Raw genomic sequence first — 19,246 nt, 5'->3', positions numbered from 1 at the left:
TTGCCTCTCGACCTCGACGAGGATCAGCAGATGGAGGCGATCATGGCCGACCACGGCACAGCGCAAGCGCAGAACAACCCGCAGACCCCGCCGCCCTTGTCCGACAAGGCGCTCGCCGTCTTCGCCTTCGCGGCCTATCACCAGCTCGAGAGCGGCGAGCCCGTGACCGGCGTGGTGCGGCGCGACGGGGCGGGGCACAAGGCCGACGAGGCGGCGATCGAGGAATTGCGCGAGGCGGGCCTCGCCACGATCGAGGAGACCCGCGTCGAGTTCACCGATCAGGGCGAGGCGGTGCTCGCCGCCCTCGTCGGCGCGCTGCGCACGGTGGGCGGGCCTTCCTGACCCGCGCCCGCGCGGGCCGCATCGTCCAGGGCCGGACCGAGGCGCGTCGCGACGACCCACCAGCCCGGGTGTGCCTCGGCGAGGCTGCGGGCGGCCGCGTGCGCGCTCGCGTCGTCGTGATAGAGGCCGAAGCAGGTCGCGCCCGAGCCCGACATCCGCGCGAGGGCGCAGCCATTTGTGCGCGCGACGGCGTCGAGCGTCCGTGCGATGATCGGCGCGACGGAAATGGCGGGCGCCTGGAGGTCGTTGCCGGCCGAGGCGAGCGCCGCGATGACGGCGGCGACGGACGAGCCCGGCATCGGCGCGGGGGAGGGCGGCACACCGCGCGTCTTTCCGGGCGCGAGGGCGAGCGCCCGGAAGACGGCGCGCGTCTCCACCGGCACGCCCGGATTGACGAGCACCGCCGGAAGTGCGGGGCAGGGGAGGGACGGCCCCAGCCGCTCGCCGATCCCCTCCATGAGGCAGACGCGGCCCGCGAGGCAGACGGGTACGTCGGCCCCGGTCTCGGCCGCCGCCGCGACGACCCGCGGATCGTCCGTGGCGATGTCGTTGGCACGCGCGAGGAGGCGCAGCGCCGCTGCCGCGTCCGCGGAGCCGCCGCCGATGCCCGACGCGACGGGCAGGCGCTTCGTCAGGCAGAACGCGCCCGTCACGAGGTCTGGAACGCGCGTCGCGAGCGCACGCGCGGCCTTCAGCACGAGATTGTCGTCATCGACCGCGAGCACGGCGGCGCCCGGCCCGTCGATCGCCAGCGACGGGACGGGACCGGGCGTCAGCGTGAGATCGTCGCCGACCTCCGCGAAGGCGACGAGGCTCGACAGCAGGTGATAGCCGTCCGCTCGCCGTCCCGCGACGGCGAGCGTCAGGTTCACCTTCGCCGGGGCGAAGGCGGCGCGCGTCGACGATCCCTCCATCGCGGACGAGCCGTCAGCCGCCGTTCGGCTGCGTCGGCGGTGCCTGCGCGGCTTCCGACGCGGGCGTGTCGGGCAGGCCTTCCTCGAGCTTGCGTACGATCTCCTCGCGATCCTCCGGCTCGGGATCGGCGTCGAGCGCGTGCTGCCACTGGAAGCGCGCCTCGAGCCGCCTTCCGACGCGCCAATAGGCGTCGCCCAGGTGATCGTTGATCACCGGATCCTCGGGCTTGAGCTCCACCGCCCGCTCCAGCTCGCGCACCGCGTCCTCGTAGCGGCCGAGGCGGTAATAGGCCCAGCCGAGTGAATCGATGATCATCCCGTCCCGCGGCGAGAGCGAGACGGCCTCCTGGAGCATCTCGAAGGCCTCGTCGATGTTGATGCCCATGTCGACCCAGGAATAGCCGAGGTAGTTGAGCACCTGCGCGCGCCCCAGCGGCGAGGCCTCGGGCACGAGGGCAAGCGCCTGCTTCAGGTCGGCCTCGGCCTTCGGCCATTGCTTGGCACGCTCGTAGGAGGCGCCCCGGAAGTAGAACATGGTCCAGTGCGCGGAGGTGGGCTCGCCCACCATCTCCAGCGCGCGGGTGTAGTAGTCGGCCGCGTCCGCCCATTGCTGGCGCACGCGCAGGATGTTGGCGAGGGCGGTGACGACCTCGAGATCGTCCGGGCGCTCGGCCATCAGAGCGCGCAGGCGCGACTCGGCCTCGGCGTTGCGCTCGAGCCGCTCCAAAGCGTGGGCGACCTCGATTTCGGCGGTGACGTGGAGCGGGGAGCCGAGGGGCACCTCCTCGTAGAGCAGGATCGCGTCCTCGAGCCGCTCCATGCGGCCGAAGACGTCGGCCAGCGTGATCAGCGACATCTCGTGCACCGGCGCGAGGTGGAGCGCGAGGCGCAGGTAGATGATCGCGGGCATCTCGTCGCCCTGCGCGTTTCCGGCGGAGCCGAGCGCGTAGAGCACCTCCGCCGCGCCCTCGGCGACCGAGTTCGCGGGACGCTCCAGCCGCTCGCCGGCTTCCAGCGCGGCGATGCGTGCCTCGGCCAGGGGATGGCCCGGCACCTGCGTGAGGAAGCTCTCGTAGATGCCGATGGCCTCCTCGCTGCGCCCGCGCCGAGCGACGTGGCGGGCATAGGCGTCGACCACGGAGAGCGCGGTGGGCTGCATCTCGTAGGCGCCGGCGAGGCGCGCCTCCGCCTCCTCCGGCATGCCGAGATAGGAGGCGAGGAGCCCGCCGTGATAGAGGCGGAAGATCTCGAAGGCGGGCTCGCCGTCGAGGCGATCGATCGTCTCGAGCGCCGCGTCGTCGTCGCGCGCCCCGGCATGGGCCCAGGCCGCGAGCAACGTCGCGGTGAGGTCGGAGGCGCGGCCGTCGCCGCCCTCGTCGAAGCTGCCGAGCGCCGCGTCCCAACGCGCGTCGCGCAGGGCGCCGACGCCGAGCGCGAGGCGCGCCAGCCCGTTCTGCGGCTCCGCCTCCACGAGGCGGGCAGCGACGCGCAACGCGTCCGTCATCGAGCCGTCCGCGAGGAAGGCGACGAAGGCGCGCTCCATCAGTTCCGCATTGGCGGGATCGCCGATCAGCGCCTCGCGCAGGAAGGTCGCCGCCGCGGCGGGGTCGCGGGCGAGGCCGGCGACGTAGCCGGCGAGGAAGTTGCCTTCGAGCGAGCGCGCGGGCTCCACGGGATCGCGCGCGAGCGCCGTGCCGCCGGCGCTGGCCGCGATCGTCGCCGCGAGGAGGGCCGTCGCGAGGGCGCGAAGCGGGCGTCGCGAGGGGTGGCGTCTCGTATGGTGAGCGAGCAAGGGCGAGCTCCGATGTCGCGCGCCGGATCGAACGGTCGGGCGCGCTTGTCCGCAACGGGAGGGACCATGCCCGCTCCACGCGGCGGGAGCAAGGCGGGATGAGGTCGCGGCGAAACGCCCCGTGTTCACACGCCTCGCAGCGTGCCGAGCGCGTTCGCCATGGCGACGAAGCCGGAGACGCCCACCTCCTCGGCCCGCGCCGTGGGCGGCACGCCGGCGGCCTCGCAGAGCGCCGCGGGATCGACGCCCACGGCCTTCAGGCTCTGGCGCAGCATCTTGCGGCGCTGACCGAACGCGGCACCCGTGACCGCCTCGAGCGCGCGCACGTCGCAGGGCTCGGGCGTCTCGCGCGGCGTGAGCTGCACGATGCTCGACGTCACCTTCGGCGGCGGCACGAAGGCGGAGGGCGAGACGTCGAAGAGGATGTGCGCCTGCGTGCGCCAGCCGCAGAGCACGCCGAGCCGGCCATAGTCCTCGCGCTCGTCCGGTGTCGCGACGATGCGCTCGGCCACCTCGCGCTGGAACATCAGCGTCAGGCTCTCCCAGAAGGGCGGCCAGTCGCGCGCGGCGACCCAGCCGGTGAGGAGCTGGGTGCCGACGTTGTAGGGCAGGTTCGCGACGATGCGCGGGCGGCCCTCGCCGGGGCCGCTCTCGAGGAGCGGGCGCGGGTCGAAGGCGGTGGCGTCGGCCTCGACCACCGTGAGCCGCCCGGGATAGCGCTCGGCGATCTGGGCTAGCGCCGGCAGGCAGCGGGCGTCGCGCTCGACGGCGACGACGTGCGCCGCGCCGCCCGCGAGGAGCGCGCGGGTGAGGCCGCCGGGCCCCGGGCCGACCTCGAGCACCCGCGCGCCCTCCAGCCGCCCGGAGGCGCGGGCGATGCGGCTCGTGAGGTTGAGGTCGAACAGGAAGTTCTGGCCGAGCTGCTTCTTCGGCGCGAGGTCGAATTCCTGCACCACCTCCCGCAGCGGAGGCAGGTCGTCGATGGCGCTCACGTGGGCACTCCCGCCCCGGCACCCGCGAGACGTCCCGCGAGCCGGATCGCGGCGATCAGGCTGTCGGGCCGCGCGATGCCGCGCCCGGCGATGTCGAAGGCGGTGCCGTGATCGGGCGAGGTGCGCACGAAGGGCAGGCCCAGCGTGACGTTCACCGCCTCGTCGAAGGCGATGGTCTTGATCGGGACGAGCGCCTGGTCGTGATACATGGCGAGCGCCGCGTCGTAATTCTTCCGCGCCCGCGCATGGAAGAGCGTGTCCGCCGGATGCGGGCCGGTGGCGTCGATCCCCTCGGCGCGTAGCGCCGCGATGGCCGGCGCGATCGTCTCGATCTCCTCGCGGCCCATGGCCCCCGCCTCGCCCGCATGCGGGTTGAGGCCGGCGAGCGCGAGGCGCGGGCGGGCGATGCCGAAGCGCGCACGCAGGTCGCGATCGACGATGCGCGCGGTGGCGAGGATGCGCTCGCGGGTGAGCGCGTGGGGCACGTCGGCGAGCGCGATGTGGACCGTCACCGGTACGACGGCGAGGCCCTCGCTCCAGAGCATCATGACGGAGAGCGGCGTCTCGCCGCCCGGCGGCGTCGCGAGCGCGGCGAGGTATTCCGTGTGGCCGGGATGGGCGAAGCCGGCCTCGTAGAGGACGGACTTGGCGATGGGCGCGGTGACGACGGCCCCGGCGCGCCCGTCCTGCGCCAGCGCCACGGCGCGGTCGATCGCCTCGAGGATCGCGGGCGCGTTCTCCGGGTCCGGCCGGCCTGGCTCGGCCGCGACGCCGGCCGCGAGCGGCAGGACCGGGAGCACCTCGCCGAAGGCTGCGGGCGCCTCCTCGATCGACGCGATCGCGCGCACGGGCACGGCGAGCCCGAGGCGGCCGGCGAGCCGCTCGGCATGGGCGACGTCACCCAGGAGCGCGAAGGGAGGCAGATCCTCGTCCGCGCGCCGCAGCCAGGCCGCGAGCGCGAGCTCCGGGCCGATGCCTGCGGGATCGCCCATGGTGAGGGCGAGGGGACGTGTCTTCATCGTGCTCATCGGGTCTCCGGCCGCTCGGAGCTGGCGATCATCGCAGGACTGCCGTCAGAGCGGGCGATCTTGCCCGTCCTGGTTCAGCCGCTGCTCGAAGCCGACCTCGCCCAGCGTGAAGAACTCGAGCCGCGCGAGGATCTTGCGATTGTAGCGGTCGCCCGTCGTCGCGCCCGAGATCGGCGTGGAGCTGAGCGCGACGGTGAAGGACGTGCACTCGTCGATGTAGCCCGCACCCACGACGAGCGAGGTGAAGGCGTCGCTCGACAGGCCGCTCTCGGGATCGTCGCGATAGCGCGCGATGTCGAGGGCGACGCCGCCGGTGAGGTACCAGTTCTCGTTCAGGTTCAGCCGCGCCGAGGCGTTCACGCCCTCGCGGGCCTGCGTGAAGCCGAGATCCGGCTGCGGCGCGAGGCGCGCGTAGAGCACCGACGTCGTGAGATTGCCGATACGCCCGGTGAGGTCCGCCTCGATGCGGTCGACGGAGAAGTCGTCGCGGTCGAACCGCGCGCGGGCGCCGAGCCGCAGGCCGGAATAGGGGCGCACCTCGATGCGGCCGACATAGTCGGATACGCGGTCGTCGAGCCCCGAGCCGGCGCCGACGTTGAGGAGGCCGCGCTCGTCGAACGAGTTCTGCCCGGCGAGCTGCACCGACTGGCCGAACAGCGCGTGGACGTACACGCCGTTGTCGCCGTTGAACGTGTACTGGATGCCGTAATTCGCGCGCACGCCGCCCTCGGCGCGGTCGAAGCCGGAGAACTTGTCCCACTCGAACAGGTTCGTGTCGTCGAAGACGAGGCTCTGGGCGTCCTCGTTGGGGTACTGCCCGACGTGCATCTCGTTGGGGCGCGCGATGATCTGCGCGATCGGCTCGATGACCTGCGTGCCGCCGGCGATGCGACCGGCGAGCGGGTATCGGTATTCCAGGCCCACCGCCGGCATGGCGCGGCCGTAGAAATCGTCCTCGCTGCCGGTGAAGGAGGCGACGCCGGCGTTCTCGTAGCCGCGCAGGCTCGGCGAGAACCACACGCCGTCGGTGCGCAGGTAGGCGAAGGGCGTCCAGGACTGGCCGAAGGCGTCGATGAAGCGCCGCCGCCAGCTCGCCTCGGCGCTCACGCGCGTATAGCTGCCCGACAGGCCCATGGCGAGGCAGTCGCCGTCGAAGCTGACGCAGGTCGTGTAGTCGGCCGCGAGGCCCGGCGTCGTCACCGTGCGGGAATTGGCGCCGAGCGGCTGGAACATCGCCGCCTCGCGGGTGAGGCTCGTGAAGTTCGCGGTGATCCCGATCTCGCCACCCAGAGCGCCCGGCCCGGCGAAGCGCCGGTCGTAGTCGACGACCGGATGGACCACGGGCTGGTGCTTCTGGAAGTCGGCCTCCGACAGGCCCTCGAAATAATAGCCGCGCGCGTCGAAGAACGAGCGCTCGCCCTGGCCCGTCATGTAGACGGTGGAGACCGCTTCCGTGCGGAAGGTGGAGGTGACGTTCTCGCTCGTGAGGTCGTAATCCTCGAGGAAGAAGCGGTCGGACAGGAGCGTCACGTCCCAGCCGAAGTTCCAGCGCGGATTGATGGAGAAGCGCCCGACGCTCTCCACCATGCCGCGGGCGTCGTCGTAGCCCTCCGGCGGGCGCACGCGGTTGAAGGCCTCGGGCTCGTTCTCGAAGATGCCCACCGCGCGGATCGCGTAGGAGCCGGTGAGGAGCCGATGGCGCCACTCGACGTCGGCGAGCACGCCCTGGCGCGACAGGTAGGCTGGGCGCAGCGTCAGGTCGTAGTTCGGCGCGAGGTTGATGAAGAACGGCACGCGCGCGCCGTTGCCGAGCGTCGAGGAGACGATCGGCGTGGGCGCGAGGAAGCCGGTCTTGCGGCGCACGGAGGGATCGGGCGACCAGAAATAGGGCAGGTAGGCCACGGGGACGCCGGCGAACTCCACCGTCGCGTTCTCGTAGTAGATCGTGCGCTCCACGTTGTCGTGGATGATGCGCGCCGCCTTCACCTGCCAGAGCGGTGGGCGGCTCGGATTCTCGGCGCAGGGCTCGCAGGTCGTGTAGGTGCCACGCTGGAAGACGACTTGGCGTCCCTCGATCCGCTCCGCGCGGGGCGCCGTGAAGCGGCCGGTGCCGGTCCTCCCGGCCTCCACCACGGGCTGCTCCACGCGCAGCGAGTCGATGAAGCCCGAGCTGAAATCGTCGGTCAGCTCGAAGCGCTCGCCCACGACGATGGTGCCGTCCGCCTGCGTCAGGCGGGCGTTGCCCTCGGCGAAGACGCGGCTGGTGTCGCGATCGTAGACGACGCGGTCGGCCTGCAGGGTGCGGCCGTCGTAGTTCATCTCGACGTTTCCGACGGCGGAGACGGTGTTGCTGTCGTTGTCGTAGACGAGCTCGTCCGCCTCCACGAGGAGGCGCGCGTTCGGATCGGTCGAGACCTGGGAGGCGAGCGGATCGGCACCCTGGGCGTATGCCGGGGCGTGCAGGAGAACGACACCCAGCGCCGTCGCCAGGGCCATGCGCGCAAGTCCGACCGTCACCCTTCCGTCCCCGTCACGCCGGCGGGCCGTGAGAACGCGCATCAGCCGTCCTCCTTGTGCAGAAGCACCAGCACGCCGAGCAAACTCCCTACCACTGCCGGGAACCAGGCGGCGAGCGTCGTCCCCACGAGGCCCGAGCCGCCGAGATCCTCCATCAGCTCGGTCGCCACATAAAGCAGGAATCCCGCCGCGACGCCACCCAGAACCATCTGGCCGACGCCACCGAACCGGAAGAATCTTAAGGAAACGGATGCGGCCACCAAGATCATCGCTACGAACAGCAGCGGGCGCGCCATCAGCGCCTCGCGCTGCAGGCGATAGCTCGTGGCGTCGAGACCGGCGAGCTCGGTCTGCTCGGCGATCTCGTCGAGGCGCCAGAACGGCACCGATTCGGGCGGCGTGAAGCTCGTGCGCAGCTGTCCTGGATCGAGGCTGGAGGCGAGCTCGTAGCGCGGCACGAGGCGTGGCTCGACGTCGAGCGCGGTGACGCGCGCGTCGGTGAGCTCCCAGGCGCCCTCGCGCAGGACGCCCTCGCGCGCCTCGATGCGCTCGACGAAGCGGCCCTCGCGGTCGAAGACGAGGATCATCGGGCGCGCGAGCCGCGTCGTGCCCTCGACGACGCCTTCCGCGCGGATGATGGCTGTGCCGTCGGGGCTGCGCTGGCGGATCCAGACGTTGCGCGCGGAGGCGAAATCGGCGTCGCGCGCGAAGAGAACGGCGGAGCGCGCGCTCGCCTCCTGCTGCAGCATCGCGGCGAGCGGGTTGTAGACGAAGACGGCGAGGATCCCGATCCCCGCTGCGACGACGATACCGGGCTGCAGGAATTGCCAGGCCGACACGCCGGCCGCGCGCGCCACGACGAGCTCGAGCTTCCGCGACAGCCCGAGCAGCGTGATCATGCCGCCGAAGAGCACGGCGAACGGCAGGACCTGCTCCGCCACGGCGGGGGTGCGCAGGAGCGAGAGGAAGGCGACCTCGGCCGCGCCGACGTTCTCGGCGTCGCCCGCTTGGCGCATCTGCTCCACGAAATCGAGCGTGTAGACGAGCACGAACACCGTGAGGAACACGCCCCCGATCGTGCGCAGGAAGCGCAAGCCGAGATACGAGCCGAAAGTGCGCCCGAGCAGCATCAGGCTCTCCGCGCCGCGGGCAGGAGGTGCAGCGGGTTGAGCGCGGAGAGCGCGCCGCCGATCCGCGCGCCGACCGCGGCGCTCTGCTGCGGACGAAGCGCCACCCAGAGCGCGAGCGCGATGCCCCCGACGGGGGCCGCCCAGACGGCGAGAACCGCGGCGGGCGTGCCGACCGCGGCGCTCGAGGCCGCGAAGCCCGCCACGCGCACGACCACCATGGCGATCACAGCGCCGGCGACGGCGGTGCCGCGTCCCTGGCGCGTCGTCACCGCCTGGCCCAGCGCCGCGAAGGCGATGGCGATCCCTGCGATGGGATAGAGCCAGGCGGTGAGGCGGTCGTGCAGCTCCGCGCGGAAGCGCCCCGGCACGGTCTGGTAATAGGGGTCGTCCGGATCGGGCGCGATCAGGGCGGCGGTGGATTGCTCCCGCGGCTTGTAGAGGATCGCGCCCTGCTCGGGCCCGAAGGCGGCGAGGTCGACCGCATAGCGCTCGAAGGTGACGATGGAGCCGTCGCCGCGATCCTGCTCCATGCGGTGGATGCTGCCCTTCTCGAGGAGCAGGTAGCTGCCGTCGTCCACGTCCGCGGCGATGCCGCGCTCCGCGATGTAGACGACGGTGCGCTGCGGGTCGCGCCGATCCTGGAGGAAGATGCCGAGCAGCGCGTCGCCCGCCCGGTCGCGGTAGGAGAAGGTGATGCCGTCGTCGAGCTCGGTGAAGGTGCCTTCGCGCACGAGATTGGCGACGAAGTCGGCGCGGATCTGGGTGATCAGGTGACGCAGCTGCGCGAAGCTCGCGGGCATCAGCCAGATCGTGTTGAGCGCCACGACCAGCGCGACGATGCCGCCGAGCAGCGCGAAGGGGCGCATCAGCCGCGCGGGCGACATGCCGGCGGCGGCGGCGACCACCCATTCCGAGTCGCTGTTGAGCTTATTCAACGTGTAGATCGCCGCGATGAAGAGGGCGACGGGCGCGATCACGGTGACGAGCGCCGGGAGCGAGAGCCCCGTCACCACCAGGAAGACGACGAAGGTCTGACCCTTGCCGGTGATCAGGTCGAGCTCGCGCAGCGCCTGCGTGATCCAGATCACGGCGGTGAGGCCGACGAGCAGCGAGAGGAAGGCGTTCAGCGCCGTCCCGAAGATGTAACGTTCGATACGCGTCATGCGGCTGGCTCCGGATCGGGATCGCTACCCCCGACGCGCCCCGCTGGCAAGACGCATGCCCGTCACGCCCGCGTGAGCGGGGCCACCCGAGCCGCGCGATCTTCACCCGCGTGCGAGCGCGTGCTAGGGCGCACGCTCCGCCGCCCGAGAACGTGCCGCCGCCGCGAGAGGAAGTCCCCATGGTCCCGCGCTATTCCCGCCCCGAGATGGTCGCCCTCTGGTCGCCGGAGACGAAGTACCGGATCTGGTTCGAGATCGAGGCGCACGCGACCTCGGCGCTGGCCGAGCTCGGGATCGTGCCGAAGGAAGCGGCGGCGATCGTCTGGGAGAAGGGCGCCGCCGCCACCTTCGACGTCGCGCGCATCGACGCCATCGAGCGCGAGACCAAGCACGACGTCATCGCCTTCCTCACCCACCTCGCCGAGATCGTGGGGCCGGAGGCGCGCTTCGTGCACCAGGGCATGACCTCCTCCGACGTGCTCGACACGACGCTCGCCGTGCAGCTCGCGCGGGCCTCCGACATCCTGCTGGCGGATCTCGACGCGCTCCTCGCCGCATTGGAGCGGCGCGCGCACGAGCACAAGCTCACCCCCACGATAGGGCGTTCCCACGGCATCCATGCCGAGCCCACGACGTTCGGCGTCAAGCTCGCGCAGGCGCACGCCGAATTCGCCCGCTGCCGGGCGCGGCTCGTGGCCGCTCGGGCCGAGATCGCGACCTGCGCCATCTCGGGCGCGGTGGGCACCTTCGCCAACATCGACCCGCGGGTGGAGGAATACGTCGCGCAGAGGATGGGGCTGTCGCCCGAGCCCGTCTCGACGCAGGTGATCCCCCGCGACCGCCACGCCATGTTCTTCGCGACGCTCGCCGTGATCGCCTCCTCGATCGAGCGGCTCGCCACAGAGATCCGCCACCTGCAGCGCACCGAGGTGCTCGAGGCCGAAGAGTTCTTCTCGGAAGGCCAGAAGGGCTCCTCCGCGATGCCGCACAAGCGCAACCCCGTCCTCACCGAGAACCTGACGGGGCTCGCGCGGATGGTGCGCGCCTATTGCGTGCCGGCGATGGAGAACGTCGCGCTCTGGCACGAGCGTGACATCTCGCACTCCTCCGTGGAGCGCATGATCGGCCCGGACGCGACGATCACGCTCGACTTCGCGCTCGCGCGCCTCACCGGCGTCGTCGACAAGCTGCTGATCTATCCCGAGCGCATGCAGGCCAATCTCGACCGCCTCGGCGGGCTGATCCACTCCCAGCGCGTGCTGCTGGCGCTGACCCAGAAGGGCGTCTCCCGCGAGGACGCCTATCGGCTCGTGCAGCGCAACGCGATGCCGGTGTGGAGGGGCGAGGGGGACTTCCTGACCCTGTTGAAGGCCGACGCGGAGGTCTCCGCGAAGCTCGACGCGACGGAGCTGGAGAGCCTCTTCGACCTCGGCTACCACTTCAAGCACGTCGATACGATCTTCCGCCGCGTCTTCGGCGAAGGCTGAGCCTGCACCGACGGCGGAGCGTCTCGAAACCGTTCGCGTTTCGCAGCGTTGATCCCCCATGCGACGACGAAGCGCGGGGGACATCATGGAACTCCTTCTGCGGAAGCTCTGCGATCTCGCCGTTCGCGGCGGGCGGCTCGAGGTGATCACGGCGCGCGGCACGCGCTTCGTCGCCGGCGACGGCCCGAGAGACGGCCCGCCGCCGGTGGCCATGCGCTTCACCGACAAGGCGGCGGAGCGCGCGCTCGTCCTCTTTCCCGAGATGAAGCTCGGCGAGCTGATCACGGACGGCCGGCTCGTCATCGAGCGCGGGACGATCTACGACCTCCTCACGCTCCTCATGCGCGGGCGCCCCGGCGGACGGGGCGTCTGGGGCTCGCGGCTGATGCGCAAGCTGCGGCGTGCGGCGCTCGCAGTCTTCGCGCGCAACGACGAGCGGCGCGCGCGGGCGAACGTCGCCCACCATTACGATCTCGACCACCGGCTCTACGATCTCTTCCTCGACGCCGACCGGCAATACAGCTGCGCCTATTTCGAGACGCCGCGCACGAACCTCGAGGAGGCGCAGCTCGCCAAGAAGCGGCACGTCACGGCGAAGCTCCTCGTCGAGCCGGGACACGAGGTGCTCGACATCGGCTGCGGCTGGGGCGGGCTCGCGCTCTACCTCGCGGGCGTCGCCGGCGCGGGGCGCGTGCGCGGCGTGACGCTCTCGGAAGAGCAGCACCGCATGGCCGGCGAGCGCGCCCGGCGCGAGGGCCTCGCGAGCCGCGTCGAGATCGCGCTGCAGGACTACCGCCATGTCACGGGCGACTTCGACCGGATCGTGTCGGTGGGCATGTTCGAGCATGTGGGCCCGGCGCATTATGCGGAATTCTTCGGCACCACGGCTCGGCTGCTGCGGCAGGACGGCGTCATGCTGCTCCACACGATCGGCTCCACCGCCGAGCCGGGCCCGACGAACCCCTGGATCACCCGCTACATCTTCCCCGGCGGGCACGTCCCGACGCTCTCGGAGATGATCCCCGCGATCGAGCGCTCCGGCCTGCAGGTCGCCGACGTCGAGGTGCTGCGGCTGCATTATGCGCAGACGCTGCGCGCCTGGCGCGAGCGCTTCCTCGCGCGTCGCGAGGAGGCGGCGCGGCTCCTCGACGAGCGCTTCTGCCGCATGTGGGAATTCTACCTCGCCAGCTGCGAGGCCGCCTTCCGCTACGAGGACCTCGTCGTCTTCCAGCTGCAGCTCACCCACCGCAACGACGTCGTGCCGCTGACGCGCGATTATGTCGGCGAGCGCGAGCGCATGCTCAAGGGGCTGGAGGCGGGGACGACGCACCGGGAGGCCGAGCGGCGGACGGGGTGAGGCCCGGCGCGGGGACGAGGCGCCAGTCGAGGATCTCCATCAGGTCCGCGAAGCGGGTGGACGAGAGGTAGAACAATTCCCGCCCGCGCCGCTCGCTCAGCCGGTCGAGCGCCTCCAGCGTCGCGTCCGGGTAGGCCGGGCGCGTGACGAGGAGCGGCGCGCGCCCCGGCGCCTGGGCGAGGCGCTCGTAGGCGGTGGGGATGGCGAGGTCGCGCGTGCCCGGCAGGAAGCCGGCATAGCCCTCGTTGGTCACGTAGCCCCGGCGCCGTGCCGCCGAGGCGAAGCCGGTCGCGAGCGCGCTCGCGCTGCCCGCGCGCAGGGACGCGAGCCCGCGCCGCACACGGGCTGAGAGGCGCTCGGAGGGATCGCGCAGCCAAGTGCGACCGGCGAGGCCGTAGACGTCGAGGGCGAGGAGGAGGGCGGCGCGCACGCCCGGCGCCACGTGGAGCTCCCCGGGCGCTCCGAGGAAATCGGGCGTGCGCCCCACGCTCTGGGCGAACAGGTCGATCTCGGCCGTGATCGCGGCGACGAGGGCGTCGCGATCGAGCCGTCCCGCGAGGGCGTTCGCGAGGAAGCGCGCCGGCCGGCCGTTCGCGAGATCGAGCGCGAGCCCGGTGGCGATGCCGCGTGGCAGGTCGGCGAGCTCGCCCGCGCGCGTCGCGAAGGCCGCCCCGCGAGGCCGGGCGGCGATGGCGCTCACCCGGCCCATGGCGACGAGGTCGAGCGCGGCGTCGCACACGCCGTGAGCGACGCCGTAATCCTCCACCGCGACGACGATCGGCCTGCCCATCCCGCGCCCCGCCCGTTGCGCTCCGCTTCTCGCGCCCGCGATCGATTAGCGCGACGCCCGCCGCCGCGCTACCGTGACGCAGCGTCAAGGGAACGGCACATGAGCACGAGCGAGACACCCGCCTTCAAGGATCACTTCTCCGGCACCTCCGCCGGCTACGCGAGCCATCGCCCCACCTACCCGCCGGATCTGGCGGACGCGCTGGCGCAAGCGGCACCGGTGACGGGGCTCGCGATCGACGTCGGCTGCGGCAACGGGCAGCTGACGCGCCTCCTCGCCGAGCGCTTCGAGCGGGTGATCGGCGTCGACGCCAGCGCCGAGCAGATCGCGCGGGCGACGCCGCATCCGCGCATCACCTATCGCCGGGCGCCCGCGGAGGCGACGGGCGCCGAAGCCGGGAGCGTCGATCTCGTCGTCGCAGCGCAGGCGGCGCACTGGTTCGATCTCGACGCCTTCTACGCCGAGGCGCGGCGCGTGGCGCGCCCGGGCGCTGCGATCGCGCTCGTCGCCTACGCGACGCTCGACCTGCCGGAGGACGCGGCGGCGAACGCCGTCGTCGCGGATTTCTACCGCCGGGTCGCCGGCCCGTACTGGCCGGCGGAGCGCGCCCACGTGGAAGCGGGCTACGCGACGCTGCCCTTCCCCTTCCCGGAGATCGCCCACGCGCCCCTCGCCATCGTCGTGCGCTGGCCGCTCGCGGCGCTCCTCGGCTACGTCGGCACGTGGTCCGCCCTCGCGGGCCTGCGCGGCGCGCAGGGCGAGGCGCCGATCGAGGCGTTCCACGCACGCCTGGCGGAGGCCTGGGGCGACCCCGCCGTGCCGAAGGCGATCCGCTGGCCCATCGCGCTGCGGCTCGGGCGCATCTGAGGAGCGCGCTTCGCGCTCGCACGCATGACACGCGCGCGGCGCCGCGCTAGAGCCATGCCGGAACAACGTGGACCCAGCATGCTCAAGAAGATCGTCTCCGTCGGCGGCTGGACGCTGGTCTCCCGCGTCACCGGCTTCGCGCGCGACGTCGTGATGGCCGCCGTGCTCGGCGCGGGGCCGATCACGGACGCGTTCGTCGTCGCGCTGCGGCTGCCGAACCACTTCCGCGCCATCTTCGGCGAAGGCGCCTTCAACGCCGCCTTCATCCCCACCTACGCCCAGGCGCGCGCCGCGCGGGGCGACGCCGACGCGCGGATCTTCGCGGGGCGGATCGCGAGCCTCGTGCTGGCCGTGCAGCTCCTGGTTCTGGCCGGCGCGCTCGCCTTCATGCCGCAGCTCGTGGGGCTGCTCGCGCCCGGCTTCGTCGACGATCCGGAGCGCTTCGAGCTGACGGTGACGCTGACGCGCATCACCTTTCCCTATCTCCTCTTCGTCACCCTGGTGACGCTCTTCTCGGCGGTGCTGAACGCGCACGACCGCTTCGCCGCCGCTGCCGGCGCGCCGATCCTGCTCAACGTCTCCCTGATCGCTGGGCTCCTCGCGGCCTCGTTCTTCCCGAGCGCCGGGCACGCGGCGGCGTGGGCGGTGGCGGTGGCGGGCGTGCTCGAGCTCCTGCTCGTGTGGTGGGACGCGGCCGCGCGGGGCATCGCGCCCAAATTGGCGCGCCCCGGCCTCGACCCCGACGTGCGCAAGTTCTTCCGCACGCTGGGCCCGGCGCTGATCGGCTCGGCGGGCGTGCAGATCGCGATGTTCGCGGACACGATCATCGCCTCGCTCCTGCCGACGGGGGCGGTTTCGGCGATCTACTACGCGGACCGGCTCTACCAGCTGCCCGTCGGCGTCATCGGCATCGCGGCCGGCACCGTTCTCCTGCCGGAGATGAGCCGGCGCATCGCCGAAGGCGATACTGCGGGCGCGCACGCCTCGCAGAATCGGGCGGTCGGGCTCGTCCTGGCGCTCGCTCTGCCGGCGGCGGCGGCCTTCGTCGTGGTGCCGGACCTGATCATGCTCGCGCTCTTCGGCCGCGGCGCCTTCACCGCCGCCGACGCCGCCGCGGCGGGCGCGGTGCTCGCCGCCTACGCCACCGCGCTGCCGGCGGTGGTGCTGATCCGCGCGGGGCTCGCGAGCTTCCACTCCCGCTCGGACACGGCGACGCCGCTCATCGCCTCGCTGACGGGGGTTGCCGTCAACGTCGTCTTCAAGATCCTGCTCACGGGACCGCTCGGCGCGCCCGGCCTCGCCTTCGCCACCGCCATCGGGGCGTGGGTGAACGTCGCGCTCCTGTTCTTCCTCGCCTGGCGGCGGGGCTGGACGGCGCCCGACGCGCGGCTCGGGCGCACCCTCGCCGTCTGCCTCGCGGGCATGCTGGCGCTCGCGGGCGCCGTGATGGCTTTGCGCGAGCCCGCCCGCACGCTCGCGGCGAGGCTGCCCGCGCTCGACGCGGAGGCGCAGCTCGCGATGCTGGCGGTGGCGGGCGGGCTCGTCTACGGGCTCGTCGTCCTCGCCGGCCTCAGGCTCGCTGGCGTGCGTCTCGCGCGGCGGTGAGGACCGCGAGCGAAAGGCTCAGTAGCCGCCGATGACCGGCAGGATCTCGCCCGTGATGTAGCTCGCCGTCTGGGGCGAGGCGAGGAAGACGTAGGCCGGCGCCAGCTCCTCGGGCTGGGCCGGGCGGCCCATCTTCGATCCGCCGCCGAAGGTCTCGACGATGTCGGCGGGCGAATCCGCAGGGTTGAGCGGCGTCCACACCGGCCCCGGCGCCACGACGTTGGCGCGGATGCCGCGCGGGATCAGCTGGCCCGCGAGCGCCCGCGTGAAGGAATGGATGCCGCCCTTCGTCATCGAGTAGTCGAGGAGCGACTTGCTGCCCCGGATGCCCGTGACGGAGCCGGAATTCACGATCGATCCGCCGTAGGGCAGGTGCGGCACCGCGGCCTTGGTCATGTTGAAGTAGCCGCGCAGGTTCGTCCGCAGGGTGCGGTCGAAATGCTCCTGCGTGATGTCCTCCAGCGCCATGGCGTGCTCCTGGAAGGCGGCGTTGTTCACGAGCACGTCGAGCCGCCCGAAGGTCTCCAGCGTGCGCGAGACCGCGAAGCGGCAGAAGGCCTCGTCGGAGACGTCCCCCGAGAGCACGAGGCAGCGGCGGCCCTCGGCCTCCACCGCGCGCCGGGTCTCCTCGGCGTCCTCGTCCTCGGCGAGATGGACGACGGTGACGTCCGCGCCCTCGCGGGCGAAGAGCACGGCGACGGAGCGGCCGATGCCGGAATCGCCGCCCGTCACGATCGTCGCCATGCCCTCGAGCTTGCCGGAACCCTTGTAGAAGGGCGCGTCGTAGAGCGGGCGCGGGTCGAGGTCGCTCTCCGAGCCCGGCTTGTCCTGATGCGTCTTGGAATAGGGCAGTTCCGGGTAGGGCCGCGCGCCCGCCTGCATGGCGCCCTCCTTGCCGCCCTTGCCACTTGCGCCGGTGGCGTCGGCACGGTCGATGCGGGATTGGATCGAACGGTATTCCTCCGCCACCCGGGCGGCGTTCTCGCGGAAGGTCGTCTCGTCGCTCATGATCTCTCCTGTCGGGATCCGCGTATCGTTTGCGCTCGCGAATGCCGCAGCGTCCGGCGGGTTCCTTCGTGGCAACGCACCTGCCGGTTGGAGAGATCGCGCGGGGGGCTCAGGCGGCCGCGTCGAGGAGCGCGACGAGCTCGGCGGGCGTGAAGGCGATGGCGCTCGCCTTCATCGAGGAGGACGTCGCCGCCATGTCGGCCAGCGTCGCGAAGTCGTCGCGCGCCACGCCGAGAGCGACGAGGCCCGGCAAGCCGCTCGCGCGCGCGAAGGCGGCGAGGGCGGCCTGCGCGTCGTCCGGTGCGACCCCGAGGGCGGCTCCCACGATCGCGCGAACCTCGGCGACACGCGCAGCCAAGGGCGATCCGGGCTCGGCCCGTGCCGCGAGGGCGTCGAGCGCATGCGGCAGGAGCGCGCCGCACACGGCGCCGTGGGGTGCGTCCGACAGCCCGCCGATGGGCCCCGCGAGGCCGTGGACGACGCCGAGCCCGGCATGGGCCAGCGCCAGCCCGCCCGAGAGGCTCACGAAGGCCATCGCGTCGCGCGCGTCCGCGTCCTCGCGCGCCATCAGCGTCGCCAGCGCGGGCAGCGCCAGCGGGATCGCCGCGCGGCAGAGCGCATCCGTGAACGGATTGGCGCGCGCGCTGAGATAGGGCTCGATCACCTGCGTCAGCGCGTCGAGTCCGGAGGCGAGGGTCACCGCCCGCGGCAGGCCGTCGGTGAGCGCCGGATCGACGATGGCGAGGCGCGGCACCATGCGCGGATCGCGCAGGCTCACCTTGCGGCGATGCTCCGGCACGCCGACGACGGCGTTCTTGGTGACCTCCGCGCCGGTGCCCGCGGTGGTGGGGAGCGCGATGCAGGGGAGAGGATCGCGCGCGAGCGGCAGGCCGCGCCCGACGACCTCCAGATGATCGAGCGGCGCGCTCTCCTGCGGAATCAGCGCGGCCAGAGCCTTGCCGAGATCGATTGCCGCCCCGCCGCCGATAGCGACCACCGCGTCCGGCCGCGCGGCGCGGGCCGAGGCGAGCGCCTCCTCGAGGAGCGGCAGCGTCGGCTCGCCGGGGCAGGCGACGGCGGAGACCGTGACGCCCTCGGCCCGCAGCCCCTCGACGAGCCACGCCGCCCGCGCCGGATCGCGCCCGTGCACCAGGACGACACGCCGCGCCATCCCCGCCACGAGCCCCGCCGCCTCCTGGCCCCGCCCGCGACCGAAGAGGATCTGGCCCGAGGGGCCGAAGGTGAAGGGGGGGAGGAGCATGGTCAGGTCGTCTCGGTCAGGTGATCGATGGTTCTGGGGACGCGTCGGGGATGCATGAAGCAATCGAGATGATGCGTTCGTGTGTCGTGCGCGAGAGGTCCTCCCAATCCGGGAGGATGTCGAGCTCTTGCAAGGATTGCCGTACGAAATCCGGCGCGAACCGCCGAATTGCCGCCTCGATCGCAGGCTTACGGTGCGACACTAGGTGGAGGTGCGACCGCAGTGTCTCCGGGAAGATCTGGTCCACCACGCAGATGTCGAACGCATCCCTGATCAAAAGGTATGAGCCGCGATAGAAGAGCTTCTTCAGGGCGATCTCGACGGGGTGCTCGACGAGAATCTCGGTCGAAGGCGATCCTCCTTCACGAGAAAGATCAAGCGTGATGCGTTTTGCCGGTAATTGGCTGACGGCAACAGCCGCGATGAAGTCGATCTCGCCCTCGGAGAAGCGCAGCTTCAGAAAATTCGCGGACTCGTCGTAGGCGGCGCAGTTCCAAACTGTTTCACCGCCGAGCCGCGGTGACAAGTACGTCAAATACTCTGGCGAATCGATGAATACGTCGATGTCGCGACTCAGGCGATGCTCCGCCGCGATCATCAACGCGGTCCCGCCCCCGAGCGTCCAGTCTCCGAGAACGAAGCCCCGCCCTTCCAGGACCCGTAGTCCCGCCAGCAGACGCTCAAGAAGAATGGGCCATTGCGTCAAAGCGAGCCTCGAGTTCCGGATTGACCATGCCGGTTCGCGACCTCGTCGCGGCATAAGCTCGCTCGAGCTGCGCACCGTCCACGTCGTGCACGTGCGCGAATTCGAGAATGAGATCCGTCGACAGCTCGTTGAAGTAAGCAGCGACGTGGACCAGCCACGGGTCCGGATCTGCGGAAACGAGGCATCGCGAGAGATCGCTGGCCGAGATCTGGCGCTTCAAGGGCGCGTTCACGGTCCCCAGCACGAGAAGATCGGTCTGCTGCGGAGAACGGGACACGATCGGGTTC

At 71.8% G+C, this 19,246-nt stretch carries 17 protein-coding genes; 5 read left to right on the top strand and 12 right to left on the bottom strand.

Going from position 1 to position 19,246, the window contains the following annotated elements:
• Complete coding sequence (locus IEX89_RS08880; RefSeq protein WP_244645211.1) at positions 1–342, top strand: hypothetical protein; 342 nt, start codon at positions 1–3, stop codon at positions 340–342.
• On the opposite strand, the gene IEX89_RS08875 is transcribed toward IEX89_RS08880, so the two are convergent.
• The 7 genes from IEX89_RS08875 to lptF all read right to left on the bottom strand — a co-directional run bounded on the left by IEX89_RS08875 (position 279) and on the right by lptF (position 9,878).
• Positions 279–1,256 carry a 4-(cytidine 5'-diphospho)-2-C-methyl-D-erythritol kinase gene (locus IEX89_RS08875; protein ID WP_188911815.1) on the bottom strand — a complete coding sequence of 326 codons (978 nt, stop codon included), beginning with the start codon at positions 1,254–1,256 and terminating at the stop codon, positions 279–281. The genes IEX89_RS08880 and IEX89_RS08875 overlap by 64 nt on opposite strands.
• Before the next feature lie 13 nt (positions 1,257–1,269).
• Positions 1,270–3,048 (bottom strand): tetratricopeptide repeat protein, encoded by a 1,779-nt coding sequence (locus IEX89_RS08870; RefSeq protein WP_188911813.1) that lies wholly within the window; start codon positions 3,046–3,048, stop codon positions 1,270–1,272.
• Positions 3,049–3,173: 125 nt separating this feature from the next.
• Positions 3,174–4,040, bottom strand: coding sequence for a 16S rRNA (adenine(1518)-N(6)/adenine(1519)-N(6))-dimethyltransferase RsmA (gene rsmA / locus IEX89_RS08865; RefSeq protein ID WP_188911811.1), 867 nt, complete (start codon positions 4,038–4,040; stop codon positions 3,174–3,176).
• Positions 4,037–5,068, bottom strand: coding sequence for a 4-hydroxythreonine-4-phosphate dehydrogenase PdxA (gene pdxA, locus IEX89_RS08860; RefSeq protein ID WP_373290562.1), 1,032 nt, complete (start codon positions 5,066–5,068; stop codon positions 4,037–4,039). Before pdxA ends, rsmA begins: the two co-directional genes overlap by 4 nt.
• Positions 5,069–5,113: 45 nt before the next feature.
• Positions 5,114–7,627, bottom strand: a complete 2,514-nt coding sequence (locus IEX89_RS08855) for an LPS-assembly protein LptD (protein ID WP_188911809.1) — start codon at positions 7,625–7,627, stop codon at positions 5,114–5,116.
• Positions 7,627–8,715, bottom strand: a complete 1,089-nt coding sequence (gene lptG / locus IEX89_RS08850; protein ID WP_188911807.1) for an LPS export ABC transporter permease LptG — start codon at positions 8,713–8,715, stop codon at positions 7,627–7,629. The genes IEX89_RS08855 and lptG overlap by 1 nt, the downstream gene beginning before the upstream one ends.
• Positions 8,715–9,878, bottom strand: a complete 1,164-nt coding sequence (gene lptF / locus IEX89_RS08845) for an LPS export ABC transporter permease LptF (RefSeq protein WP_188911805.1) — start codon at positions 9,876–9,878, stop codon at positions 8,715–8,717. The genes lptG and lptF overlap by 1 nt, the downstream gene beginning before the upstream one ends.
• 179 nt (positions 9,879–10,057) lie before the next feature.
• Here lptF and purB point away from each other — a divergent pair, with 179 nt between their 5' ends.
• Both purB and IEX89_RS08835 read left to right on the top strand, forming a co-directional pair.
• Positions 10,058–11,365: an adenylosuccinate lyase gene (purB, locus tag IEX89_RS08840; RefSeq protein ID WP_188911803.1), complete on the top strand. Its 1,308-nt coding sequence runs from the start codon at positions 10,058–10,060 to the stop codon at positions 11,363–11,365.
• Positions 11,366–11,450: 85 nt separating this feature from the next.
• On the top strand, positions 11,451–12,722 hold the full coding sequence (locus IEX89_RS08835; protein WP_188911801.1) for an SAM-dependent methyltransferase: 1,272 nt from the start codon (positions 11,451–11,453) through the stop codon (positions 12,720–12,722).
• Here the strand turns inward: IEX89_RS08835 and IEX89_RS08830 are convergent.
• Entirely contained in the window at positions 12,667–13,512 is an 846-nt protein-coding gene (locus tag IEX89_RS08830) for a ChbG/HpnK family deacetylase (protein WP_188911799.1), read from the bottom strand. The genes IEX89_RS08835 and IEX89_RS08830 overlap by 56 nt on opposite strands.
• 99 nt (positions 13,513–13,611) lie before the next feature.
• Between IEX89_RS08830 and IEX89_RS08825 the strand changes: the two genes are divergently transcribed.
• Positions 13,612–14,379: a class I SAM-dependent methyltransferase gene (locus IEX89_RS08825; protein ID WP_188911797.1), complete on the top strand. Its 768-nt coding sequence runs from the start codon at positions 13,612–13,614 to the stop codon at positions 14,377–14,379.
• 78 nt (positions 14,380–14,457) lie between these two features.
• The gene (gene murJ, locus IEX89_RS08820) at positions 14,458–15,984 is read left to right on the top strand and encodes a murein biosynthesis integral membrane protein MurJ (RefSeq protein WP_188911795.1); all 1,527 of its coding nucleotides are present in this window, start codon (positions 14,458–14,460) and stop codon (positions 15,982–15,984) included.
• Positions 15,985–16,002: 18 nt separating this feature from the next.
• Here murJ and IEX89_RS08815 read toward each other — a convergent pair whose 3' ends face one another.
• From IEX89_RS08815 to IEX89_RS08800, 4 genes are all read right to left on the bottom strand, one after another.
• Positions 16,003–16,992, bottom strand: coding sequence for an SDR family oxidoreductase (locus IEX89_RS08815; protein WP_188911793.1), 990 nt, complete (start codon positions 16,990–16,992; stop codon positions 16,003–16,005).
• 109 nt (positions 16,993–17,101) lie between these two features.
• Positions 17,102–18,253 (bottom strand): iron-containing alcohol dehydrogenase, encoded by a 1,152-nt coding sequence (locus IEX89_RS08810; protein ID WP_188911791.1) that lies wholly within the window; start codon positions 18,251–18,253, stop codon positions 17,102–17,104.
• A 16-nt stretch (positions 18,254–18,269) separates the two neighbouring features.
• The gene (locus tag IEX89_RS08805) at positions 18,270–18,959 is read right to left on the bottom strand and encodes a nucleotidyl transferase AbiEii/AbiGii toxin family protein (protein WP_188911789.1); all 690 of its coding nucleotides are present in this window, start codon (positions 18,957–18,959) and stop codon (positions 18,270–18,272) included.
• A complete protein-coding gene (locus IEX89_RS08800) occupies positions 18,934–19,236 on the bottom strand; it encodes a hypothetical protein (protein WP_188911787.1) in 303 nt (100 codons plus the stop codon). Before IEX89_RS08800 ends, IEX89_RS08805 begins: the two co-directional genes overlap by 26 nt.
• Positions 19,237–19,246: the final 10 nt, after the last annotated feature.

The sequence above is a fragment of the Salinarimonas ramus genome (assembly GCF_014645695.1).
In the GTDB taxonomy this organism is placed as follows: Bacteria; Pseudomonadota; Alphaproteobacteria; order Rhizobiales; family Beijerinckiaceae; genus Salinarimonas; species Salinarimonas ramus.
Note: the sequence above shows the minus strand (reverse complement) of the source record. Positions and strands in the feature narration are given on the sequence as shown.